The sequence below is a fragment of the Enterobacter sp. ENT02 genome (assembly GCF_019219165.1).
In the GTDB taxonomy this organism is placed as follows: Bacteria; Pseudomonadota; Gammaproteobacteria; order Enterobacterales; family Enterobacteriaceae; genus Enterobacter; species Enterobacter mori.
The window spans coordinates 1-24,731 of record NZ_JAHUWD010000002.1 but is presented as its reverse complement, the minus strand read 5'-3'; the positions used below and the strand labels follow the sequence as shown (position 1 = coordinate 24,731).

Sequence of the window (24,731 nt, the reverse complement as noted above, 5' to 3'; positions counted from 1 at the left end):
ATAAATTATCACCAGACAACGCCATCAGATATCATTCCAAAATGAAGTATCCCTCGCCCCTGTTAACATGATAATTTCCGATAAAGGACATGTTTTTAAAACATGCGAACCAACACCTCTGATAAATAGCTCAAAACTATCAGCTATCGATTCCCATCCATCCATAGTTTGCTCACTTGTAATAGCATAAGCTTTGCCATCATGAGTATTAAGTAAAATAGTATAAGGGTCTGATATTGCAACACATAACACACCATCTGGTCTATGCTCGCCAATCCACCAATGGTTAAACTGATTATTGTTAATACTGACTATTTTCTCCAAATAATCACCACCATGGCCGAAAGATATATTCCCCAAAGAGAAGTTATCAACATCATAATTATTGACAAACTCAATAAAATCCTTTGGAAAATTCACACGAAGTCTTTCCTCAGAAAGTTTGATATTGTTTACAGGCGATATTCTTTTTTTCAAAATCAAATCATCCATCTCTCCATTAAAAGGAGAGAACTTCTCATTTAATTTAACTTCAATTTCATTTAGTGTTATTAACACAATTATTACTCTCAATTCGTATGCCAAACATCGCCATTGTCAACATGAATACGTTCAGGTTAGGGTATAGGATATGTCCCAAAATCTACATGTTAATGTATTATTGCTTTTCCTTTATAATTCACATGCTCTGGAAATACTTTAATCCAGGTTTCATCTATTTTCGGTAACTTTCCCACTTCTTTTATTCTATATAACTTGCTTTAACTTAAGGAACCCGATGCATATCAGATTATTGACTCCAAAGTTCTTGGTATTTCCTTATATTGCAGTTTGAAATAAGCATTCCTGATACTAATGTTCTGGTATCTATTGAGAATGCTTGATGAGCTCTTCCGGGGTAATGAGGATCAACCCGCGTCTGGTATGGATTGTTACCACTGACTTCATATCCCCTACATAACCCAATCGGATCCTGTACAGTAAACCGCACAATCTGCGGGTCGTAGTAGAGGATGGATTATTAATTATATATTTGTGGTTCAAGAAAGGATTATATCATATCAAAGCTGGACGAATCTCTCACCCGGCCTTCATTCTTTTTAGCTTAAACAGTTTATTACTAGCGAGTCTAACTCTATCCATGCATCCTCTAATTTAAAAGCCAAATCTGGTTTGTTTTCCACTTTATCAAAACTAGCATACGCATTTCTTATCATTTGAGGTATTGTATATAAATACAAAGCTAATTCTTTATCTATGGACTCATTATTTTTCAATAGGTTAGCAAGTTTCTCTAAACCAGAAACCAAGTCATTATACTGCTCATCTTTGAAAATCATATTAATCCTAACGTTATTAACAAAATCATTTTCAATTATTTTTTTCTTTACATCACTTAACATAAATGACCTATTAAAATATTATGGTTTCGTGGGATGCCTCACCAAAATTAAAACTTTCTGATGCGCCGCATCAGCATTTCGAGTAAGCAGTGTTTGTAAATTCTCTGCTGATGCCTGGCTTCTGGTGGAGGAAATCCAAGAGTCACGCGAATGCGGAGCACCTGCAACATGTTAGGCCGGTGTTATTTTATGCTAACGTGTTGTTATTATTGTTTTTTAGCCGCTCACATACTCTCTCGTTTTCAGGCGTCACCGCTCTTATGACAGTATTACCATTACATAACCTCCACGGAGCAAACCATCCCAGCGGATTCAGCGCATACTGATAAAGATTCCATCCACCATTCAACCCAATCGGATCCTGTACGATATACAGTCTATCCGAGGAGCGTAGTAGTTATATTAAACTTAATAGGTAAAACAAGCCGGAAATTAAAAAGTACTTCCCGGCGTTTTAGTTAGAATGGAAAAATACAGTTATTAAATGTATGCAAACAATCGTTTCTTGAGATACTCAATAAAATTATCAGCATAGGGTTGAACATTCTCCCCTAATGATACATATATTTTTTCCATTTCATTTGCATCAAAAAAGAACTCTTCGCCAAAATCCGTATTCGATACAACAACTCTTCCTTTTTTTAAATTATCATTTGCTATAGTATTTTGATATACTATATCTCCACCTACCGCCTCATCAAAAGGCAGGCAGTAAATACTATAAATTTCCTCACCACAGATATCTCCGCCACCATAATTGTTTAAAAACCACTTATAGCTAGCAGGAAAAGTCACTGATAATGCTTTTTCGGCAGCATCGATCCAGTCACTTCCTGGAGAATCTTCAGACGTTCCCATGTTGATTAAATCAGAATGTTTATCAAAAAGCTCTACTAATTCTTCTCTGCTCATAGGAAATCACTCGCTCTGTTTGTCCAATATTGTTTACGCCATGTATCAAATACAGATCTATCTATACCAGATGGGATTGTGTTTGGATTTATGTGTATTATTCCATGGTTAGTTTTATGGAATGTTTGACTCATCTCCGCAATTGGGCCATCTTGAGTTTGTAACATATGATGTAAATTAACTGCATTTCCATCATATCCAACAGGTGCACGGCCTGTAGCCATTCGCTCTACGTTCGTTCCCCTGAAAACTTTTCCTTTTTCACGCCAAGTTGTCATCAATTCAGGATCAAATAAATCATCCCGCTGATAAACTTTATTTCCGTTAAATTCTATTGGTTCATTTTTCCAAAACTTCCTGTTTTGCCCAGAAGAATTACAAGCAGCAAGACCCAGCGGATCAATCCACCCCAACGGATTCGGCGCATACTGATAAAGGTTCCACCCACCATTCAACCCAATCGGATCCTGCACAATAAACCGCCCGACCTGCGGGTCGTAGTAGCGGAACAGGTTATAGTGCAGCCCCGTTTCACCGTCAGCGTACTGCCCGGCATAGCGAAGCGGCTGGTGTGGCATCGCCGTGCGATTCCCCCCCCGTGAGAACCCTTCGCTCTGGTGGCGTACCTCGCCAAAGCTGCCGTACTGGCCGCTCCAGCGCACCGCGCCGCGCTCGTCTGTCACTTCAAGCGGCGCGCCGTTCAGGTCGGTATTGAACCAGTAAATCTCACCGCTGCTCTGGTCACGAAGATGATCCACCCGCGCCAGCGGGCTCCAGGCTTCATTCGGGTCGTAAATATACGTGCTGCACAGCCCGCTCTCCTGCTGCTCCTGCAGCAGGCGGTAGCCCTGCCACAGGAAGCGGGTGTCGGTGGTGCCGTGCGTCGTGGTGACGATTTTGCGCGTGCGGCGGCCCAGCGCGTCGTAGTGATAGCGTGCCTCAAACCGCCCTTCCGGCCCGGTTCCCCGGGCGGACACCAGACGGTTCTCGGCATCATACGCATAATGCTGCTCATACAGCCCGTTGCGGCGGCTGACCAGGTTGCCCCAGTGGTCGTATTTCATGAACAGCGCCTGCCAGTGCTGCAGGCGGTTATCCGTGACCGGTACCGGATCGTCATTGGCGGCGAGGTTATCCGCGGCATCGTAGCTGAACTGCGCGCGGCTGTGCCCCTGGCGGGCCTCGTAGTGCTTCAGCAGGCGCCCTTCGGCGTCGTAGCCGTAGTCCACCTCACCGCGCAGGGTGTCGCTGACGCCGGAAAGTTCGCCGCGTGCGGTGTAGCGATACAGGCGTTCCAGTAGCGCCTGCTCCGGCAGGGTCACGTCCGTGCTCAATTCGCTGCGCTGCAGGGTGCGTCTGCCGAGGCTGTCATACTGGCGGATCTGATCGCGCGCGCCCTGAGTACGGCGCACCTCGCGGTGCAGGCGGTCGCGGGTGAACTCGGTCACCAGCTGCTGCCCGAAGCGGATGGCGCTGACGTGGCCGGAGCCGTAGTGCAGCCAGGCCAGCTTTTGCTCGCCGGGCAGCGTCAGGCCGGTCAGGTTGCTCAGAGCATCCCATTCGTAGCCCACCTCGCCGTTAATGCCGGACTCGCTCAGCACGCGTCCGGCGGCATCGTGGCGGTAAGCGATCTCATCGCTCTCGATACCCAGGGCAACGCCTTCGGCGGTTGGCGTGCGGCGGATGCGGGTAATCTGGCCGCTCAGGTCGCGGAAGTAGCGGTACTCCGCGTGGCGCTGTGTGCGCCCGATCAGCAGCCCGCTGTCGTCATAGCTGAACTGCTGGACGCGACGGGCGATACCGCCGTCGGCGGCAGGCCGGCCGTTTTCTTCGAGCGCGCAGAGGAACCCTCGCGCGTCCCATTCCATATGGCGCACGGTCTCGTCCGGGCGCGTTTCGCTGAGCGGTCGGCCCACGGCATCGTAGGTGAAACGGTATTCCGCCCCGTTGCCGTTATCGAGTCGCAGCAGGTTACCGCGCGGGTCGTAGCCCCACTGGCGCACGCGGCCAATACGGTCGGTAAGGCTGACCGGGAGGCCGAGCGCGTTGTAGGCCCAGCTCACCTCGCTTTCCAGCGGGTCGCGCCAGCCCGTGAGCTGGCCGCGTTCGTTCCACACCAGCGACTCGCGGCTGCCGTCCGGATGGATCACGACGCTCAGCAGCCCGGCACGGCTCCACTCCCGGCGCGTGATATTCCCTTCTGCATCTTCGCTGGCAATCAGTTGTCCGAAGCGGTCGTAGGTGAAGCGGGTGACGCTGCCGGAGCAGTCGGTGCGCTGCGTCAGCAGCCCCTGGTGGTTCCAGACCAGACGCACCACGCCGCCGATGGCGTCGGTAATGCTCTCCGGCAGGTTTTCTTCATCATCGGGATAGTGATACGCGGTGGTGCTACCGGCCGGATCCGTTTCCGACAGCAGGCGACCGCGAAGGTCGTACATGGCCTGCGTTGAAGTGCCGTCCGGGTACACCGTGCGGGTGATGCGGTCGGTCAGGCGATGCCAGTGATACTCCGTGCGGCGGCCCGCCGGGTCCGTCTCGCTGGTCATGCGGCCGTATTTGTCCCACGTGCTGCGGCGCATTGCGCCGCCCGGCAGTATGACGTCGCAGAGCTCGCCGTCGCGGTAAACAAACGTCGTCTGGCGGCCGTCGTAATCCGTGAAGCGCGCGACGTTGTCGTCGTCATCCACCAGCCAGTGCGCCTGCGCGCCGTCTTCGCGGGTCGCGCGGCGGGTGCCGTTATCAAAATCGTATTCGAACGTCAGCTGTTCGCCGCCGCTGTGGCGGAAACCGACCACGCGCGGCAGGCCGTCAATCTCCCGCCAGCGGTATTCGCTCAGCAGGCCGTTGGCGTCCTCGTGGGTGCTCATCAGCCCGTCCTGCCAGCTGAAGCGTCGGCGCACGCTACCGCCCCGGCCGGTCACGGAGACCAGCTGGCGCTGTTCATCATAAGCGTAACTGACCAGGCAGATCTCGTCATCCAGCCAGGCGCCGAGGAGCCTGTCACGGTCGTAGCGGCAGACCACGCGCTGGCCCGCGCTGTCGGTCAGGGCATGCAGGGTATTATCCGCATTCCACTCGAAGAGGATATCGTTGCCGCACGGTTCAGAGATGCGCTGGAGCAGCGACGGGGCATCCTCCCGCAGCGGTGCATAGTGCCAGCGCTCGCCGCTGACGTCATACACCGACCAGCTGTCGTCCTGATGATGTTCAAGCCAGTTCTTTTCGCTTTCGCAGTAGGTGCGCAGCCCTTTCGGCACCTTCGGGAAGGCGACGTAATCGCCGGACGGCGCGCGCCACACCAGGCCATCCTGATAAGATTCCAGGCGGCTTTCCCAGAACAGGCTCCAGCCGCGGCCCAGCACGCTGTCGCCGGGGTTGCCGCTGCGCCAGTAACGCTGCCAGCGCACCGGCAGACGGGAAGGCAGGACGAAGTCCAGCTCATCATCCCCGCTGAGAAACTTCTGTCCGCTGACGATATCCACTGGGCGGGCGATGATCCCCGCGGCCGCCACGCCGGTCATCAGCGTGCCGGCGCGACAGGCGATACGGGCCAGCTTGTTGATGCCGGGGATTTTGCCCAGCAGCTTAGAGAGCGCCCCGACTTTGCCAGCGGCACCGCCCCACCCGCCGAGCAGGCCGGCGAACAGCAGGGTTAGATCGGAGACTTTGTAGAGCCACTCGGGCACTTCAGACTGAATGGGCAGGGTTTGCTGCGGGTCGCCGCCGATAATGACGTTGTCCGAACCGGTCATCACCTTCGCGTCGCAGGTGGTGCGATCCCCGATGCGTGACGCAGGCTGGCTGTTAATGGAGACGCGCTTAGAGCCTTCGGCCATCTGCTGCGAGCCGTCGTCAGAACAGTCGACGGTGCTATCGGTGGCAAGCGCGGCGGGTTTACCGTTGATAAACACATTGGGCGAGCCGGAGGTGATGACGCCTTTCTTCGTCATGCTGGATGCCCCGGCGTCCGCGATGCTGTCCCGGGCGGCGGTTGCCAGCTCCCCGGTGTAATACCCCACGGCCAGGCTGGCACCGACGAGCAGGACGCCCACGCCAAGGCAGGATGCGCCGAGGCCAGCAATAAACATGGCCCCCGCCAGAATGCCCCCGGCGGCGGCAATCAGGCCACCGACAATCGTTCCGGCAATCATCCCGGCCAGCGCACCGGAGTGGCCGATATCATCACCAACGCGTGCTGCTTCAAACATAACAACGGTCCCTGAAGTTAATGGTGGAAGCGGAAGCTCCTGAGAAGATCGCCAAACAGCGCGCCGTCGGCATCGCCCAGCGCGCGGGTGCAGGTCATGGTGAACACCAGAATGTTATCGCCGTCGACGTTAAAGACGGCCTGCTGCTGCCAGATGCGTTTCCCGTCGCGCAGGTAGCTGGCATGGACGGTTTCACCCTGTGAAAGGCCGTCGCCTAGCGTCGCGGCGCTGCGCTCACCCTGCTTCCAGCCCTTGATGTGCTTTGCCATCAGGGCGAGCTGGCGATCGATATACGCGGCAAGCGCTTCGCCGGGGTTGAGGGCATCGCGGGAGATGTTGAACGCCGGCGCATCCGCCGCGGGCGGTGCGAATACGTTAACGGTACGGTCCTGATAACCCTCAGGAACGTTGATCAGTCCTTCACTGAAAAGGCACTGCGAATGTTGTTCTGACATTGAGCGGGTCCCACCACATATTTTCAGAAGCGGTAAGTTTCGCATATGTGTTTAAGGCTGACTATCCCCAGATTATTGCCCCACCGACACGCTCGCCGACAGGCCCGCCACCAGTTCAATCCCCTGCGGCAGCGTGTCGATATGAATGCGCACCGGCACGCGCTGCGCCAGCCGCACCCAGCTGAAGGTAGGCTCGACGTCGGGCAGACCCAGCCCGCCCGTCTCATCGTTGCTGTCCCCGATCCCGTGCCCGATGCTCTCCACGTGCCCGGTAATCACAGGCTCGAAGCCCATCAGCGCGACCCGCGCGCGATCCCCAACGCGAATATGGCGCAGCCTGGTCTCCTCAAAGTACCCCACCACCCAGAAGCTGTGGGCATCGACGATGGCAACTTTTGTCTCCCCCGCCGTCGCGTAGTCTCCGGGGCGAAGCCGCAGGTGCGTGACGTACCCCGAAACCGGCGCACGGACGGTGGCGTGCGCCAGATTAAGCTCGGCCAGCGCCAGCGCGGCCAGCGCACCGTGATAGTTGGCCGCCGCAACGTTCGCCGCGCTGCCGGTTTGCTGCAAATCCTCGCTGGAGATGGCGTTTTTAATCAGCGTGCGTCGCCGGGCCGCATCCTGGCGCATCAGCATCTCATGGCGTTTCGACTCGACGTCCGCCTGCGCGCTGGTCACCGCCAGCTTAAGCCAGCGCGGATCGATGGTGTAGAGCACATCGCCCCGGTTCACCCACTGATTATCCCGCACGGCCACGCTGATGACCGGCCCGGAGACGTCCGGCGCAATCTGCACCACGTCCGCCCGCACGCGGCCATCGCGTGTCCAAGGCGTTTGTGCATAGTGTTTCCACATCATAAACGCCAGAAGCGTGGCAGCTGCGGCCGCACTTAACGTCAGCGCATAGCGAGCCAGTAAAGAGAGCAGTGATTTCATGACAATAACCCCAACGCGGTCAGGCCCTGCATCAGCAGGAAAAAGGTGACAATCCAGGTGGAAACGTCCAGCAGCGGGCGACACGGCAGGTGCCGGTAGAGCCTGCTGAGAGAGAAAAGCGCCACGAGGCCCAGCGTGCAGACCAGCGCCGCGAGGGCGACCGTCAGCAGCCCCGGAATAAAAACGCCGCCGATATTGAGATCGTTAACCATGGTCTGGCTCCCGTAATGCACAGTGCAGATCCACCAGCCTGAAGACAAACTGGCGCGTATGTTCATCTGCCGCAGGCAGGTGCCACTCGATGATGTCGGCGATGCGTTCGCGCAAGGGGCTGCTGTCTGCGGTAGCAATCTGATGAAAAAGCGCGTCAACCTCCCTGACGGGCAGTGTGTCACTACGGCGTAAATGCATAACCGAAAGCCCCAGACGCAGCGCGTGCAGAAGCCGATCGAGCGCCTGCTCTGGCTCATGTTTGCTGCGCTGCAGGCGCGGCAGTAGCAGAGCGGTGCGGTCCATCATCAGGTTGATCCAGTGCGTTTCATCAACCCGCAGCGTGCCCTTCACGCTGCGGCGAATGTCGCGCTGGCACAGGCTCAGCAGACGCGCGATGGCGGCGTCCGCCTGCACGGTTTGCAGCAGGCTCATGCTGATGACGGCAAATCCAGTGGCGGCAAAGAGCGCAATGGCAGTGTTGGCCGCGACGGCGAAGTCTCCGCTGTAGCGCGCACCCAGCTCGCACAGAATGGGCAGCGTCAGGGTGATCCCCATCGCCATAAACGTGGTGGGCGGACGCGCCTGAAGCGACCCGGCCAGCAGATACGCCGGGGCAAGCACCGCCACCAGCACCGGGAAATCGCTCACCTGCGGCAGCAGCGCAAAGCTATAGAGCAGGCTAATCACCACGCCCCAGAACGAGCCAATGATGTACTTCACAATGTGCGGCGCCGGGGTGTCGAAGCTACCAAACAGCGTGCAGCAGACGCCGAGTATTGACACCGCCGCTGCGCCATCCGGCCACGCAGAGAAGATCCATACCAGGCAGCCGCTCAGGATAATGGCGAAAGCCCCCAGCGCAGTGCGGGCTGCGGTAAGGGGATCCCGGTGGAACACGTAGCCTTTTGCCGCGCGAGCTGGTACCTCCCCGAAGGCCGGTTTCGCGTGGCGGATGGCCCCGGAAAGGTGCTCGCACTGCTGCAGAAGAGCGATGGCCTCCGAGAGGTAGCGGATAAAACTGACCCGCAGCACGTCGTCAAACGTCTGCGCCTGCGCGGCATACCGCGCGATGAGAAGCGCGCTGCGGTGCCGCAGCGCCTCTGCCGGGCTGCTGGCACCAGCGCCTTCAGCGGCAAGCCAGGCCTGAACGTCCTCCAGCAATGCCTGCACCTCGGCGGGCAGGGTTCCGATAGCCGGCAGGCGGTCGTGTAATTCACAGTTGACGATAACCAGCCGCGCCAGCCGATCGTGAATCGCTTTTCTGGCCTGCCGCACCGGGGCTGAGAGGGCAAAATCGTACGGAATATGGTGGCTGATGCCCTGCAGGAACTGCAGCGCCAGGGCCAGATGCAGCGGGCCGGAAGCCGCGTCGGGTTTGCCCGCTAAGGTATCCGCCACCCGCCCGCGGGCGGCCCGTAGCGTCTGGGATAGCTTAGCGTTGAACTGACCCGATACCCGCGCGGGCAGCACGTAGCGGTGGATCAGCGCCGCGCAGAAAATCCCAATCGCGATCTCCTGCACGCGGACAATGGCGACGTTGAAGATGCCGCCGGGATCGGACACCGCCGGAAAGCCAATCAGGCTCGCGGTGTAGCCCGCCAGCACGAAGGCGTATGCCCGGGGCGTGCGTTCCAGCAGAGAGAGCCACAGGCAGAACGCGATCCAGCCCGTCAGTACAACGCTGCACAGGATCGGCGTATTCGCGAAGGTGGGCACAATCAGAACGGTCGCGCAGGCTCCGACAACCGTACCGGCCAGCCGGTAGAGGCTTCTGCTGAGCGATGCCCCCACCGACGTCTGCGACACGATGTAAACCGTAATAATCGCCCATGAGGGACGCTCAAGGCCGATCGACAGGGCGAGGTAATACGCGAGCATCGCCGCGGCAAAACTCTTTGCGGCGTAGATCAGCGCCCCCGCGTCGTTTCGCAGTGCGGAATGAGAGAAAATGTTTTTCATGCCGGGATTATTACCGGCTTGCAGACCCGCTTAAATACTCTATTCTGTCAAAAAATACCTAAAAGTTGCCAGAATCGTGATGCCCCAACTTGCTCATACGCTGTATGACCCTGACTCTAGCGCCTCGCCTGCCGTGGCGCGTCATCTGGACTTCGTGGACTACGCCGCGGAAGTGCCGGTACACACCCACCGTAAGGGGCAGCTGATTATTGCCCGCTACGGCGCGGTCAGCTGCTATGCGGAAAACGATATCTGGATCGTGCCGCCGGACTGCGCCGTCTGGATCCCGGGCGGGATCCCGCACAGCGCGAAAGCGACATGGAACGCGCACCTGAACTATCTGTTTATTGAGCCCGGCGCGGCGGCGCTGCCGGAGAAGTGTTGCACGCTGGCGATCTCGCCGTTGATTAAGGAGCTGGTCGATCGTTTGACGCATGAAGGGGTTGATTATCCCCCCGACAGCCACGTCGCCAGGCTGACCCGGGTGACGCTGGACGAGCTCGCCAGCATGCCGCAGCAGAAGCTGAGCCTGCCGGTCTCATCCGACCCGAAAATTCGCGCCATGGCCGAAGCGCTGGTCAGCCGCCCGGAGGACAGAAGCACCCTGAAAGCGTGGGCGAAGCGGCTGGCCCTCAGCGAGCGCTCGTTTGCCCGCCTGATGCAGCGCGAGACCGGACTAAGCTTCGGGCGGTGGCGCCAGCAGCTGCATTTGATTATTGCCCTGCGGGAGCTGGCAAGCGGCGTGCCGGTCCAGAACATGGCGACAGCGCTCGGGTACGAATCCGTGAATGCGTTTATCACCATGTTCAGAAAAGCGATGGGCAGCACGCCCGCGCATTACTTTGCCGAACGGAAAAACAGCGGCCGTTAGCCCGGCCCCTCGCTCCCCGCCGCCAGCAGCGGGACCACCACGTCGCTGATGGGTACCGGAATATCGTGTTTGCGGCCGTAGCGCTGGATCACGCCGTTGCGGATATCCCACTCCATCGGTCGATCGGCCTGACGGTCGGCAAGAATCGAGGTACCCAGGTCCTCAGGTGCGCGCTGGAAGTTCGCCAGAATCTCCTGGGCCACAGCAGCGTCCAGCTTCGCCCCTTCGGCGCGGGCGACGGCAAGCCCCTCGCGCAGATAGGCCAGCGAAAGTTCGCTGACATCCTCACGCCTGAACATCCCGGCGCGGCGGTTGGCCAGCACCATCAGCCCGGCAACCGCGTTTTGCAGCAGCTTGCGCCAGGCGACGCTCGCGAAATCTTCCGAGAGCTCAACCGCGCAGCGCGTATCGCGAAGCGCCTCCACTACCCGCTGCGCCTGCGGCACGTCCGGCAGCGTCAGGCGCGGTTTGGCGCGCAGCCACACGGAGGCATCCGGCTCGCGCTGCGCCGGGAACCAGACCACCGACGGCAGCACCGTCGCGCCATTGACCCACGGCTCCAGCTGGGCTTTCTGCTCCACGCCGTTTTGCAGGGCGCAGACCACGGTGTTTTCATCGCACAGCGCGCGCAGCCACCCGGCACTGTCGGCATTTTGCGTCGTTTTTACCGCCACGAATACCAGATCGACAGGGCGCGTGATGACGGCCGGATCGGTCAATACCGGCCCCGGCACCACCGTTTCACCCTCGTCGTCGCGCAAACGCAGTTCAGGATGCGCGGTACGTCCGCAGAGCTGCGGCGTACGGCCCGCGTCGTGCAGCACTGCGGCAATGGTGGTACCAATTGCGCCAGGCCCAATCAGCGCAATCACTGGATTGTCAGACATGGTTAACTCCCCTTTTCGCTAAGCCTGCTAACAGTTATACCACCCTAAAAAGTGAGCGCCACGTCGTTGTCTATACTCAACACACAACAGACAACGGAGTGCGCCATGCCTTTACCCGATTTCAAATCCTCTGAACCTTTTACCCTCGGCATCGAACTCGAACTGCAGGTGGTTAACCCGCCGGGGTACGATCTCAGCCAGGACTCCTCCGCGCTTATCGCCGCCGTCAAAGACGACATCAAAGGCGGCGAGGTCAAACACGACATCACCGAAAGCATGCTCGAAATCGCCACCGGCGTGTGCCAGAACATCGACCAGGCGGCCGCGCAGTTCTCGGTGATGCAGCAGAGCATCCTGCGCGCGGCGGCGGAGCAGCATATCCAGATCTGCGGCGGCGGGACGCATCCGTTCCAGAAGTGGCAGCGGCAGGAGGTGTGCGACGACGAGCGCTATAACGTCACGCTGGAGCGCTTTGGCTACCTGATTTTGCAGGCAACGGTGTTCGGCCAGCACGTCCACGTCGGCTGTCGGACCGGGGATGACGCCATCTACCTGCTGCACGGCCTGTCGCGCTTTGTCCCGCACTTTATCGCCCTGGCGGCGGCCTCGCCGTACATGCAGGGTACGGACACGAAGTTCTCCTCGTCGCGGCTTAACATTTTTTCAGGGTTCCCGGATAACGGCCAGATGCCGTGGGTCAACAGCTGGCAGGAGTTCGAGGGGCTGTTCCGCCGCCTGAGTTCGACCAGCATGATCGACAGCATTAAAGATCTGCACTGGGACATCCGCCCCAGCCCGCACTTCGGCACCGTGGAGATGCGGGTGATGGATACGCCGCTGACGCTCGGCCACGCGATTAACATCGCCGGACTGATTCAGGCGACGTCCCACTGGCTGCTGACCGCGCGGCCCTATAAGCATCAGGAGAAGGATTTTCTGCTGTATCGCTTTAACCGTTTTCAGGCGTGTCGCTATGGATTAGAGGGCATTCTGACGGACGTGCACACCGGTGAGCACAAAACCGTGGCGGAAGACATTGCCTGGCTGCTGGAGCAGGTTGCGCCGTCGGCCGAGAAGCTCGGCGCGACGAGCGCAATCAATGAAATTGCCCTGCTGTTAAAGCAGGGCAAGAGCGAGGCGCAGCGCATGCGGGAGTTTATCGCCGACGGCGGTTCGCTTATTTCTCTGGTTCAGAAGCACTGCGATCTGTGGGCGACGAGTCCGTAAGGCCGTGGCCCCACTCGCGCAGGCGCTGGAACAGCACGAACAGCGCCGGGATAAACAGGATCCCTACCACGGTCGCCACCAGCATGCCGCTGAACACCGTGGTGCCGATGATGCGGCGGCTCTGGGCTCCCGCCCCGGTCGCCAGCATCATCGGCAATACGCCGATAATGAACGACACGGCGGTCATCATCACCGCGCGGAAGCGGCGCGAGGCCCCTTCGCGCGCGGCATCGACAATCGCCATCCCGTCCATGCGCCGCGCGCGGGCAAACTCCACTATCAGGATCGCGTTCTTGGCGGCGAGGGCTATCAATAGCACCAGACCTATCTGCACGTACACGTCGTTGGCGTATCCCGCCAACCACAGCCAGACCAGCGCCCCGCCGATGGCGAACAGCACCGAGAGCATCACGCTCGCCGGGAGCGTCCAGCTCTCGTACTGGGCGACGAGGAATAGCCACGCCATGACCACCGCCGCCAGCACGATCCACATCGCCTGGTTGCCGGTCTGCTGCTCCTGATAAGACATGCCGCTCCAGGCATAGTCGTACCCGGCTGGCAGGTTTTCCGCCAGAATCTCGCCCATCGCCGCCATCGCGGTGCTGCTGCTCACCCCTTCCGCCGCCGAGCCGCTCACCGACACCGATGGAAACTGGTTGTACTGCTGCAGGAACGGCGCGCCGACGGTCGGCGTAATGGTGACCAGGTTGCTCAGACGCACCCGCTCACCGCTGTTGCTGCGCACGAACAGTTCGCTAATCTGCTCGGCGCGCTCGCGCCACTGCATCTCGTTCTGCATGACGACGTGGTAAACGCGGTTATTCACGCTGAAATCCCCGGCGCGCGTGCCGCCAAAGGCGGTTTGCAGGCTGCTGAAGATGCGCGACACCGGCACGTCGAGACGGGCGGCGCGCTCGCGGTCAACGGTCAGCGTCAGCTGCGGCACGTTGCTGCTCCAGGTGGTGAACACGCGGTTCAGCTGCGGGTGCTGGTTGGCTTTCGCCAGCACCTCACGCGTCACGCGCTCCAGCTCCGCCGGGCTCTGCCCAGCCTGCGCCTGAATGCGCAGGTCGAAGCCGGAGGCGTTGCCCAGCCCCGGCAGCGTCGGCGGTGCGAAGGTCATAATGGTCGCTTCCGGCAGGGCCAGCAGCTGGCGCTGCAGGGTGCCCATCACCTCATCCAGCGGCGGCCGCTCGCTCCAGTCCTTCAGCATGATGGAGATAAACCCGCCGTTGGAGGCGCTGGTGCCGTTGAGAATGTTAAACCCGGAGACCTGAATCACGTCCTCCACCGCCGGGTTTTTGGCAATCAGCTCGCGCGCGGTGGCCATCACTGCTTCGGTGCGCTCCAGCGAGGCCGCTTCCGGCAGCTGAACGCTGGCGAAGAAGTAGCCCTGATCCTCCTGCGGCAGGAAGCCTTTAGGCATCGACATAAAGCTGAACGCCACCACAGCCGCCGCGCCTGCGGTGGCCAGCAGCGCCAGCCACGGACGCAGGTTTAAAACGTTCACGATGCGGGTGTAGAAACCACGCGTGGCGTCCAGCCCGCGGTTAAAGACGCGATAGAGTGCCGCAGGTTTCTCCGGACGCGGACGCAGCAGCATCGCGCAGAGCGCGGGGGTCAGAGTCAGCGCCACCAGGCTTGAAAGCGTGACGGCCGTCGAGAGCGTCACCGCAAACTGGCGATACAGCTCGCCAACGATCCCCGGCAGCAGCGCCACCGGCACGAACACCGCCAGCAGCACCAGCGTCGTGGCGATTACCGGCCCTGCGATCTGGCGCAGCGCCAGCGCGGTCGCCGCCGTTCGGCTCTGCCCTTCCGCCATCAGCGTTTCGACGCTCTCCACCACCACGATGGCGTCATCCACCACCATGGTCAGCGCCAGAATAATGGCGAACAGGCTGAGGGTGTTGGCGGAATAGCCGAGCGTGTAGAGCACCGCAAAGGTGCCCACCAGCGACACCGGAATGGCAAGCGCGACAATCAGCGTCGCGCGCCAGCTTTGCAGGAACAGGGAAACGACCACCACAACCGCCAGCATGGTCAGCGCCAGGGAGACGCCAATCTCTTTAATGGTGGCGGCAACAAAGGAGGTGGTGTCGAATTTCACCTCATAGACCAGGTCGTCCGGGAAGCGCGTCGAAAGGCGCTCCAGCTCCGCGCGCACCGCGTCGGCCACGCGCAGGGCGTTGGCGGACGGCGTCGGGTAGATGCCGAGGTAGGCGGAGTCGTGCCCGTTCAACTGCGCGCCGGAGCTGTAGCTGCGCGAGCCGAGTTCAATGGTGGCGATGTCCTTCAGGCGCACCAGCTGGCCCATCTCCCCGGCGCGGATGATGATGTCGGCAAAGTCGTCGGCCTGGTTTAAACGTCCCAGCCCGTTGATGGTCAGGGTCTGCTGCTGGCCGTTAAACACCGGCGGCGTGCCGACCTGGCCTGCCGCCCCCTGCACGTTCTGCTCGCGCAGCGCCTGCGCCACGTCGTCGGTCGTGACGTTCAGGGCGTTCATGCGGTCCGGACGCAGCCAGATGCGCATGCTGTAGTCGCGCGCGCCGAACATCTGTACCTGCCCGACGCCCGGCAGCCGAGACAGCGCTTCCCGCACCTGGGTGCTGGCATAGTTGCTGACGAACAGCGGCGTGTGGGTGTTATTCGGTGAGTAAAGACTTACCCCCATCATCAGGTTGGTGGCCCGCTTGCGTACCTGCACGCCATTTTGCTGCGCCTCGGTCGGCAGCTGCGCCACGGCCTGCGCCACGCGGTTTTGCACGTCGATGGCGGCGAGATCCGGATCAGTACCCGCCGCAAAGGTGATGTTCAGGCTGTACGAGCCTTCGTCCGAGCTCGTGGACTCCATATAGAGCATGTGATCCACGCCGTTTAGCTGGGTCTCCAGCGGCGTGGCGATGGCCTCCGCCACGTCAGCCGAGCTGGCGCCGGGCCATGACGCTGACACATTCACGACCGGCGGCGTGATCTGCGGGTACTGCTCTACCGGAATAATCCTCAGCGCGATGGCCCCCAGCAGGGTGATGACCAGCGCAATCACCATCGCGAAGCGCGGGCGTTTGATGAAAAACGTCAGCATGATGGCTCCTTAATTCAGTATCTGGACGGTAGCGCCGGGCTGCACGCGTTGCACGCCGTCAGTGATTGCTCGCTCACCGGGCTTCACGCCGGATGCAATCTGGAACTGCTGGCCAATCTGTCCGGCGACCTTCAGCGGGCGCATTTCGGCTTTGCCGTCGGCGTTAACCACCCAGGCAAAGAACCCGTCGCCGTTCTGCTGTACCGCGGCGGCGGGCAGGGTCAGAACCGGCTGCTCGCTTGCCGGGCGCAGGGTCACGTTCACGTTGCCGCCGGGCAGGAGCTGATGGCGCGGGTTGGCAAACTCGGCGCGTAGCATCACGCTGGCGGTGCGCGGGTCGATGCGGTTATCCACCGACGTCAGCTCACCGCTGACGCGCTGGCCGTTGCTGTCAATTAACGCCTGCCAGGCCTGCTTCATGGCGCTGATATCCGCATGCTGTCCGGCTTTGGTGGCAAACGCCCCCTCTTCCAGCGCAAAGGCGATGCGGATCGGATCGAGCTGGACCACCTCCACCAAAACGCCGCTCGCCGGATTGACCAGACTACCGACGTGGAAGCTGCTGTGCCCCACGCGTCCGTCAATCGGCGAGGCGATGCGGGTGTAGTTCAGGGTGACGCTGCGGGTGTCGAGACGGGCTTTCGCCTGCTCCAGCGCGGCGCTGGCGACGTCCCGCTGCATGCGGGCGTTATCCACGTCGTGACGGCTGATGGCGTTACTGCTACCCAGGCTTTCAAAGCGGGAAAGCTGCTGCTGCGCCTGACGCAGCGTGGCTTCGGCGCTTCTCACTTCGGCCTGCGCCAGGCGCAGGGCGGCGCGCGGCTCGGCGTCGTCCAGCTCAAACAGCACGTCGCCCTTTTTCACGTACTGCCCGTCGCGGAAGTGGATTTTGGTAATCACGCCTTCCGTGCGGGCGCGTAGCTCAACGGTGTGAATCGCTTCGATGCGACCCGGGATCTGACGCTCGGCGGCGTGGGCGGTCTGCTCCACGGCGGCGACGCGAACGGGAATGGCGGCAGCGAATGCGGGTTGCAGGGTGCAGGCGAGGAGCGCGAACAGGAGTGGGAGTTTCATGGGAGTACCTCGGCGTTGTTTTCCCTCACCCCGGCCCTCTCCCACAGGGAGAGGGAGGTCAGAGTTCCCTCTCCCTGTGGGAGAGGGTTAGGGTGAGGGCAAAAAGTTATGCAGCCTTACGGAACCTGCGGGTCAGTCGCTTCTCGATTTCGACGACGAAGAACATCACGCCCGCCACCGCCAGAGTCACGAACCAGTAGCGCAGCGGCAGCGCTTCAGTGCCGAACAACATCTGCATAAACGGCAGGTAGATAATCGCCGCCTGCAGCAGGAACAGCACGCCCGTCACCAGCCAGATACCTTTGTTTGCCAGCAGGCCGCGGTTCAGGGAGAACCCTTCGGTGTTGCGGCAGTTAATCATGTACACCCACTGGGCGCAGACCAGCATCTGCAGCAGCACAGTGCGGATGAACTCCGCGCTGTGGCCGCGCGGGGCCAGCCAGGCTTCCAGCGCAAAGGCGGCGATGGCAATCATGGTGCCGACGAAGGCCACGCGCCAGACGGCGTAGGCGTCCATCACGTGCTGCCCGGTCTGACGCGGCGGACGGCGCATGATGTTGCGCTCGGCGGCTTCAAAGGCCAGGCCGAAGGAGAGCGTGGCGGAGGTCGCCATGTTCATCCACAAAATCAGTACCGGCGTCAGCGGAATGATATTCCCCGCCAGCAGCGCAATCACAATCAGCAGCCCCTGCGCGAGGTTGGTCGGCATGATAAAGAGGATGGTCTTCTTCAGGTTGTCATAAACGCGACGCCCCTCTTTCACCGCGCTGGCGATGGTCGCGAAGTTATCGTCCGTCAGGACCATGTCCGCCGCCTCTTTGGTCACTTCCGTGCCTTTGATGCCCATCGCGATGCCCACGTCCGCCTGACGCAGCGCCGGGGCATCGTTCACGCCGTCACCGGTCATGCCGACGATTTCACCTTTATCCTGCAGCGCTTTCACCAGGCGCAGCTTATGCTCCGGGCTGGTGCGGGCGAAGATGTCATACTTCACCGCCGCATCCGCCAGCTCGGCGTCATCCATTTTCTCCAGCTCGTAACCGGTCACCGCCTGCTCGCTGTTGGTGATCCCCAGCATCTGGCCGATGCTCATCGCCGTCTGCGGGTGATCCCCGGTGATCATCTTCACGCGGATCCCCGCCTGCTGGCAGGCGTGAATCGCCTCAATCGCTTCCGGACGCGGCGGATCCATCATCCCGGCGATGCCGAGGAAGATAAGACCGTGGCTCAGGTCGTCGTGCGTCAGCTCCTGCTCGCCGTTCGCTGGCTTAAACGCCGCGGCAACCATGCGCAGCCCCTGACGCGCATAGCGCTCCATCTCGGTTTCCCAGTACGCGTGGTTAAAGGCTTCCGCGCCGTGACGGGTCTGCTGCTGCGCGCACAGGGCGAAAATCACGTCCGGCGCACCGGTGATCAGGATCTGCTCCTCACCGCCAATCTGGTAGTGGGTGCTCATGTACTTGTACTGCGAGTCGAACGGGATCTTGTTAACCAGCGTGGTCATGACCGGCGCAAGGCTGGCCTTCGCCGCCAGCACCTTCAGCGCGCCCTCGGTCGGCCCACCGGTAATGCCCCACAGGCCGCGCTCGTCCTGAATCATCTGGCTGTCGTTACACAGGTCGATGGTGCGCAGGTACTGCTCCAGCACGGTGCCCGGCTGGATGTGGACCGGCTCGTCGCTGCCTTCCAGGTAGATGTTGCCCACCGGCTCGTAGCTGTTGCCGTCCACGCGGTAGCAGGCGTCGGCGGTGATGATGGCTTTGACCGTCATTTCGTTCATGGTCAGAGTGCCGGTTTTATCCGAGCAAACCACGGTCATCGCGCCCAGGGTTTCGACCGTCGGCAGCTTGCGGATAATGGCCCGCTTGCGCGCCATCGCCTGCACGCCCAGCGAGAGGATGATGGAGATAATCGCTGGCAGACCTTCCGGCACGGAGGCCACCGCCAGGCTAATCAGGGAGAGCAGCAGCTCGCCCATTGGAATTTCGCGGAACACCAGGCTGAAGACAAACAGCGCGGCCATCATCGCCAGGATAATGGCGAAGATCGCTTTACCCAGCTTGTCCATCTGCACCAGCAGCGGCGTGCGGTGTTTTTCAATGCCCGCCATCATCTGGTTGATGTGGCCGAGTTCGGTATCCTTGCCGGTCGCGGTGACCAGGCCGACGCCGCCGCCCGCGCTTACGGTCGTCCCGGAGAAGACCATATTGGTGCGGTCGCCCAGCGGCAGTTCGCCGCTCAGCGGATTCGTGTGCTTATCCACCACGGTGGATTCACCGGTCAGAATCGCCTCTTCCACGCGTAAATTATGCGCTTCGATTAGACGCATATCCGCCGGAATACGATCCCCCGCGCGTAATACAATAATATCGCCCGGAACTATTTCAGTTGTGGGTATCGTTTCGTGGCTGCCGTTACGAATAACGCGCGCCTCGCTGGAGAGCATATTGCGAATACTCTTCAGGGATTTTTCCGCGTTGCTTTCCTGAATATGGCCAATTAAGGCATTGATTACCGCGACGCCCAGAATAACCAGCGTATCAACCCAGTGGCCCATTACTGCCGTTAATACGGCGGCGGCCAGCAGGACATAAATCAGCACATCATTAAAATGGGCCAAAAAACGCAGCCAGGCGGGTTTACCTTTTTTCTCCGGCAGCGCGTTCGGACCTGATTTTTGCAGACGCGCCTGCGCCTCTGCACGATCCAGACCGCTGGCCTGGCTCTGCAGGTACGTAAGCACCTGCTCTGCGGTCTGCTGGTATGCCAGCCCGCCGGAAGGCGGCATGTTTGGGGACAATTTTTTTTCGGTCATCGTATTTTTCCTTCAATATCCGGTGAACAGAAGCCTGAATTCCTTTCTGGCTTAAATAAATTCATTTTTAAGTCTTGCGGGTAAAATTGATCTACCGCAATATAATGACTTCTCGGTTATTCAAAACTGATTAAAACTATTTCGATGACCTGATTTTTACAAAATATTTCTAAACCAACACTAAACGAGGGGGAACCATGTTTGGTATTTATCGCGGACGACGCCTGGCGTTATACATTGTCGCAGCCATTGTTATTGCCACGTTAATTGGTTATAGCACCTATACATTTGTAAAATTATTTTCCTGATACGGACATTTATTTACATAACGCGATATTAATATGAACACCGGGTCGTATAGTGTTATTTATTCGCAGTAATAATGTCTTTGTTTTATTCAAAAAGGCCAGCGGGGCCGATATTGCTTTACGTTACAGAATGCCGGACAATGACATTTTTAACTGACGATTAACATTAAGATGAAACACCCGTTAGAATCGCTGCTTACGGCGGGGGGCATTTTATTGCTGGCCCTGATCTCTTGCCTGCTGTTACCCGCGCCGTCGCTGGGTCTGGTGCTGGCGCAAAAGCTGATGACGACCTTTCACATGGTCGATCTGAACCAGCTCTACACCATTCTGTTTTGCCTGTGGTTTTTGGCACTCGGCGCCATCGAATTCTTTATCCTGCGTTTCGTCTGGCGCCGCTGGTTTTCACTGGCGTCGTAAGCCGGTGAAGTCACGCATGCCGTGGATCAGCGCTTCACACCAGGCCGCGTAGTCGTGACCGCTGGATGAGGGATGGAAGCTGACGCGATACCCTTTCTCCCTCAACGCCTGTTCGAAATCCTGCGTAGTGCGATAAATGCCCCCGCCCGGCCCCGTGGTTTCAAACTTTCCGGCCTGCAGCCAGAAGCGCACCGGATATGGCGGCGACTGATTATATTGCCGCGTCAGCCAGCCGGGAGCCTCCCCTTTCGGTGCCCACCAGTACGAACCTGAAAGGCTCAGCACGTTACCAAAGAGGCGCGGATAGCGCAGCGCTACCCATGACGACGCGATTCCCCCGTAGCTCGACCCCGCCAGCACCGTTTTCTGCCGCTGCATCGCGATGCCCTGCCCGCGCAGCCACGGCAGCAGTTCATGCGCCATAAAGTCGGCGAAATCCGGGTTCGGCGGCAGCTCGTTGCCGCGTCGGGCGTGATCGAGGCTGTCGATAAACACCACGTTAATCGGCGGAAGATGATGGCGGGCGATCAGACCGTCCAGCACATTAGCGAAATGGTACTCGTCCTGATAAATCTGCCCGTCGAAGAGGATGAGCGTCCAGCGTGCAGGCTGTGCGCCGCGCGGTTTATAGACCATCACCTCGCGGGTATTACCGAGGATATTGCTCCTGATGCTCTGGCGGCTTAATGACCCGTGGACCAGTGGCTGAGCCGTGGCCTGCACGGAGCAATAGCGTGCCGGGCTGAGATCGAGCAGCGAATAGCGGTTCCAGCGATCCGTCTTTTGTTCACCAAATGTATTCGGGTTGAGCGGATCGGCCTGGGCGCTCACCAGGATCGCGCGACGTTGATCGCGTGAGGAACCCTCGACGATCGGCACATCGGGCGCGAGCTTGTACTGCATCACCGTGTCAGCGGGCACCACATAGCTGCGGAACCAGACGTCGCTGTTGCCCAGGCGGAACAGCGGGTCGTGATCCCCCGCCGGTGAGCCGAGAATAAAAACGTTATCCCGCGCGCCGCGCCACAGGAAGGTGACGCGCTTATGTTCTGCGTCTACCGGCTCCACCATCGGCGTTCCCTGCCGAATCTGCGTCTGCCAGAACGCGTCGGTACTCCCTCCGGCAGCAATCTCTTTTGCCAGCGCCTGAAGCGTTGGGCTTTCAGGTGCAAGCATCTGTACGCGCGGTAGCGCAGATGTCTCTTTCATCCGCCACTGAAAACGCCAGGGTTTACCCGCTTCGCCGTGCAGGACCAGCGAGGTACTCTGCTTTTCCGGCAGGGCAAAAAGCAGCGTATGTTCGCCATCGGCGGGCCCATTTTCAACCAACGTACGAATGCGGCGGTTTTGCCCGTCCAGCAGGCGGGCATCCGTTACGCCATGCAGCGTGGCGGAGACATAATTTTCAGCAAGCTCTGGCAGCATAAAACAGACTTCACCGCTGGCATCAAACTTCCCCTGGACGTCTCCCTGCCGGGAAGAGTGTTCGCAGGTTGCCGCCACCGCAGGCAGCACACCTATCCCGAGTAATAATCCGCTCCATACCCTCTTCATTACCGCTTGTTCCCTGACGAAATTTGTTATCAACGCTAATGCAAATGGTAATAATTTGCAATATCATCTAACGCGTTTTAACGGTGTTTCTATGGCGATAGCAACCAAGGATGAGTAGAAAAAATGTTTAAGAATAATAAGATAATGCAACTGTGTCTGCTGAGTCTGGCGACGACCAGCGTGGCGGCTCAGGCTGAAAATAGAGAAGAAACCATAACGGTGACGCAGAGTGTGAGTGAAGAACCCACCGCCCCGGTAAAAGGGATTGTGGCAACCCAAACACTCTCCGCAACCAAGACCCGCGCGGAGATCGTGAAAACGCCGCAGTCGGTATCGGTGATCACCCGCGATCAGATGAACATGCAGGACGTGACGTCCGTATCGCAGGCGCTGCGCTACTCGGCGGGCGTGTTTACCGAGTACCGCGGCTCGTCGAACCGTAACGACGAGGTGTTCGTGCGCGGCTTTAGCTATGTGCCGAAATTCCTCGACGGCCTGAGCTTCGGCGCGACAGCCTCGTCCCAGACGGGTACGATTGACCCGTGGTTACTGGAGCGAGTGGAGCTGGTGCGTGGCCCGGCGTCGGTGCTGTTTGGTCAGGTCAACCCTGGCGGGTTAATCAGCATGACCAGCAAACGGCCGACCGCGGAATCCATCCATAACGTGCAGTTCCGCACCGGCAATAACGATCTGGCAGAAGGCGCGTTTGATTTCGGCGGCAAGCTGAGCGACGACGGCCGCGTGCTGTATCGCGTCAACGGTATCGCCCGTACCCAGCATAATCAGGTGGATGATTATAAAGAGACGCGGATGGCGATCGCGCCTGCTATCACCTGGTACCCGAACGATCAGACCCGCTTTACGCTGCTGACCAGCTACCAGAAGGATCCGGATGCGGGCTACCGCAACTTCCTGCCCGCCTACGGCACGGTCAAAAGCGTCGACGGGAAATACATCCCGCGCGACTTTAACGTCAGCGATCCGAATTACAACCAGTCCTGGCGCGAGCAGACGACGATCGGCTACGAGCTGGAACATCAGTTCGCCGACGACCTCACCTTCCGCCAGAACGCGCGTTACGCCAGCATCAAACAAAAATACCGTTACCTCGTTTACGCCAGCAGCGCGGCCAACAGCACGGTATTGACGCGACGCGCGCAGCATGAAGAGCGCACCACCAACGAATTTGGCCTGGATAACCAGCTTGAGTATCTGATGGAGACCGGCAGCGTCAGCCACACCCTGCTCGGCGGGTTCGACTACAAGACCAGCAAAGATAAACAGCTGCTGGAACGCGGGAGCGGTTCACAGTATGACCTCGACTGGACGAACCCGGTGTACGGCGTGAACGTGGATGAAAGCACCTTCAAAACGGCCACCGACGAGCAGCAAAATCTCGACCAGATGGGGCTGTATTTGCAGGATCAAATGAGCTGGAACAGCTGGGAATGGCTGGTCTCCGGGCGCTACGACTGGAGCGAAGTGCGAACTCACGACTTCACCGACGGCAGCTTAACCCAGCAGAACGACAGCAAGTTCACCTGGCGAACCGGCCTGCTGTACGCGTTCGATTCTGGCCTGTCGCCTTACGTCAGCTACAGCACCTCGTTTGAACCGAACCTGCAAACCAACCGCGCGCCGGGCGTTGCCCCCTTCAAGCCAACCACCGGGGAGCAGACCGAGATTGGCCTGAAGTATCAGCCGGTCGACAGTACGCTGATGACCCTCGCGCTGTACGATTTAACCCAGGACAACGTGGCAACCTACAACAGCGCCGAAGGCTGGTTCGAGAACGCGGGTAAAGTGCGTTCGAAAGGCGTTGAGGCGGAAATCCACTCCACGCTGATGGACAACATCAACCTGATTGGCTCATACACCTACACCGATGCGAAAACAAAAAGCACGACGGTGGCGGGAACAGAAGGCAAAACGCCGGCGCGTATTCCGGCACATATGGCATCGGCGTTTGCCAGCTATACCGTTCCGGGCGGCGCGCTGAAGAGCCTGACCGCTGGCGTGGGGATGCGCTACATCGGTACCAGCTACGGCGATGCGAAGAATACCTTCAAGGTGCCGTCGGTGGATCTGTATGATGCGATGCTGAGCTACGATCTGGGCGAGTTGAACCACAGCCTGAAAGGGGCGAGCGTGCAGTTCAACGTCAATAACGTGGCGGACACGAAATATGTTGCGTCGTGCGCAAGCGATACGGCGTGCTTCTACGGGATTGGCCGAACGGTGACGGCGACGGTGAATTATCGCTGGTAAGTGATTTGTAGGCCCGGTAAGCGTCGGGTATGAACCGGAAACATGGGTAACACTTTAGACCGGATACATGGGTAACAGTTATAACTGGCATAGAAGAGGAGACTCGCTATGCCCTGGACTGAGACCCGACCTATGC

18 protein-coding genes are annotated in these 24,731 nt (G+C 59.0%); 4 read left to right on the top strand and 14 right to left on the bottom strand.

The genetic code is table 11. The features are described 5' to 3' along the window. Positions 1-24: 24 nt before the first annotated feature. From KW829_RS06050 to KW829_RS06010, 9 genes are all read right to left on the bottom strand, one after another. A complete protein-coding gene (locus tag KW829_RS06050) occupies positions 25-558 on the bottom strand; it encodes an SMI1/KNR4 family protein (RefSeq protein WP_218307823.1) in 534 nt (177 codons plus the stop codon). Between the two features lie 92 nt (positions 559-650). After that, positions 651-737 (bottom strand): hypothetical protein, encoded by an 87-nt coding sequence (locus KW829_RS23045; protein ID WP_237702320.1) that lies wholly within the window; start codon positions 735-737, stop codon positions 651-653. Between the two features lie 363 nt (positions 738-1,100). After that, complete coding sequence (locus KW829_RS06040; protein WP_148400358.1) at positions 1,101-1,403, bottom strand: hypothetical protein; 303 nt, start codon at positions 1,401-1,403, stop codon at positions 1,101-1,103. 480 nt (positions 1,404-1,883) lie between these two features. After that, the gene (locus KW829_RS06035; RefSeq protein ID WP_010428339.1) at positions 1,884-2,315 is read right to left on the bottom strand and encodes an SMI1/KNR4 family protein; all 432 of its coding nucleotides are present in this window, start codon (positions 2,313-2,315) and stop codon (positions 1,884-1,886) included. After that, entirely contained in the window at positions 2,312-6,523 is a 4,212-nt protein-coding gene (locus KW829_RS06030; protein WP_218307822.1) for an RHS repeat-associated core domain-containing protein, read from the bottom strand. The genes KW829_RS06035 and KW829_RS06030 overlap by 4 nt, the downstream gene beginning before the upstream one ends. 17 nt (positions 6,524-6,540) lie before the next feature. Beyond that, on the bottom strand, positions 6,541-6,978 hold the full coding sequence (locus KW829_RS06025) for a DcrB-related protein (protein WP_047347183.1): 438 nt from the start codon (positions 6,976-6,978) through the stop codon (positions 6,541-6,543). 72 nt (positions 6,979-7,050) lie between these two features. Next, entirely contained in the window at positions 7,051-7,914 is an 864-nt protein-coding gene (locus KW829_RS06020) for an HlyD family secretion protein (RefSeq protein ID WP_218307821.1), read from the bottom strand. Beyond that, complete coding sequence (locus KW829_RS06015; RefSeq protein WP_218307820.1) at positions 7,911-8,126, bottom strand: DUF1656 domain-containing protein; 216 nt, start codon at positions 8,124-8,126, stop codon at positions 7,911-7,913. The genes KW829_RS06020 and KW829_RS06015 overlap by 4 nt, the downstream gene beginning before the upstream one ends. Further along, positions 8,119-10,086: an FUSC family protein gene (locus KW829_RS06010; protein WP_218307819.1), complete on the bottom strand. Its 1,968-nt coding sequence runs from the start codon at positions 10,084-10,086 to the stop codon at positions 8,119-8,121. The genes KW829_RS06015 and KW829_RS06010 overlap by 8 nt, the downstream gene beginning before the upstream one ends. Before the next feature lie 79 nt (positions 10,087-10,165). Between KW829_RS06010 and KW829_RS06005 the strand changes: the two genes are divergently transcribed. Further along, positions 10,166-10,957 carry a helix-turn-helix domain-containing protein gene (locus KW829_RS06005; protein WP_218307818.1) on the top strand — a complete coding sequence of 264 codons (792 nt, stop codon included), beginning with the start codon at positions 10,166-10,168 and terminating at the stop codon, positions 10,955-10,957. Here the strand turns inward: KW829_RS06005 and KW829_RS06000 are convergent. Further along, positions 10,954-11,844 carry an oxidoreductase gene (locus KW829_RS06000; RefSeq protein ID WP_218307817.1) on the bottom strand — a complete coding sequence of 297 codons (891 nt, stop codon included), beginning with the start codon at positions 11,842-11,844 and terminating at the stop codon, positions 10,954-10,956. The genes KW829_RS06005 and KW829_RS06000 overlap by 4 nt on opposite strands. A 105-nt stretch (positions 11,845-11,949) precedes the next feature. Between KW829_RS06000 and KW829_RS05995 the strand changes: the two genes are divergently transcribed. Beyond that, positions 11,950-13,071, top strand: a complete 1,122-nt coding sequence (locus tag KW829_RS05995) for a YbdK family carboxylate-amine ligase (protein ID WP_218307816.1) — start codon at positions 11,950-11,952, stop codon at positions 13,069-13,071. On the opposite strand, the gene KW829_RS05990 is transcribed toward KW829_RS05995, so the two are convergent. From KW829_RS05990 to KW829_RS05980, 3 genes are all read right to left on the bottom strand, one after another. After that, the gene (locus KW829_RS05990) at positions 13,022-16,156 is read right to left on the bottom strand and encodes an efflux RND transporter permease subunit (protein ID WP_218307815.1); all 3,135 of its coding nucleotides are present in this window, start codon (positions 16,154-16,156) and stop codon (positions 13,022-13,024) included. The genes KW829_RS05995 and KW829_RS05990 overlap by 50 nt on opposite strands. A 9-nt stretch (positions 16,157-16,165) precedes the next feature. Beyond that, entirely contained in the window at positions 16,166-17,230 is a 1,065-nt protein-coding gene (locus KW829_RS05985; RefSeq protein ID WP_218307814.1) for an efflux RND transporter periplasmic adaptor subunit, read from the bottom strand. Positions 17,231-17,336: 106 nt separating this feature from the next. After that, positions 17,337-20,045: a cation-transporting P-type ATPase gene (locus KW829_RS05980; RefSeq protein WP_218307813.1), complete on the bottom strand. Its 2,709-nt coding sequence runs from the start codon at positions 20,043-20,045 to the stop codon at positions 17,337-17,339. A gap of 479 nt (positions 20,046-20,524) precedes the next feature. On the opposite strand from KW829_RS05980, the gene KW829_RS05975 reads away from it, so the two are divergent. Further along, positions 20,525-20,773 carry a DUF1158 domain-containing protein gene (locus KW829_RS05975; RefSeq protein WP_010428319.1) on the top strand — a complete coding sequence of 83 codons (249 nt, stop codon included), beginning with the start codon at positions 20,525-20,527 and terminating at the stop codon, positions 20,771-20,773. Here the strand turns inward: KW829_RS05975 and KW829_RS05970 are convergent. Continuing rightward, complete coding sequence (locus tag KW829_RS05970; protein ID WP_218307812.1) at positions 20,759-22,327, bottom strand: alpha/beta hydrolase-fold protein; 1,569 nt, start codon at positions 22,325-22,327, stop codon at positions 20,759-20,761. The two genes, KW829_RS05975 and KW829_RS05970, sit on opposite strands and share 15 nt — an antisense overlap. Positions 22,328-22,450: 123 nt before the next feature. Between KW829_RS05970 and KW829_RS05965 the strand changes: the two genes are divergently transcribed. Further along, positions 22,451-24,595 carry a TonB-dependent siderophore receptor gene (locus KW829_RS05965; protein WP_218307811.1) on the top strand — a complete coding sequence of 715 codons (2,145 nt, stop codon included), beginning with the start codon at positions 22,451-22,453 and terminating at the stop codon, positions 24,593-24,595. Positions 24,596-24,731 lie beyond the last annotated feature (136 nt).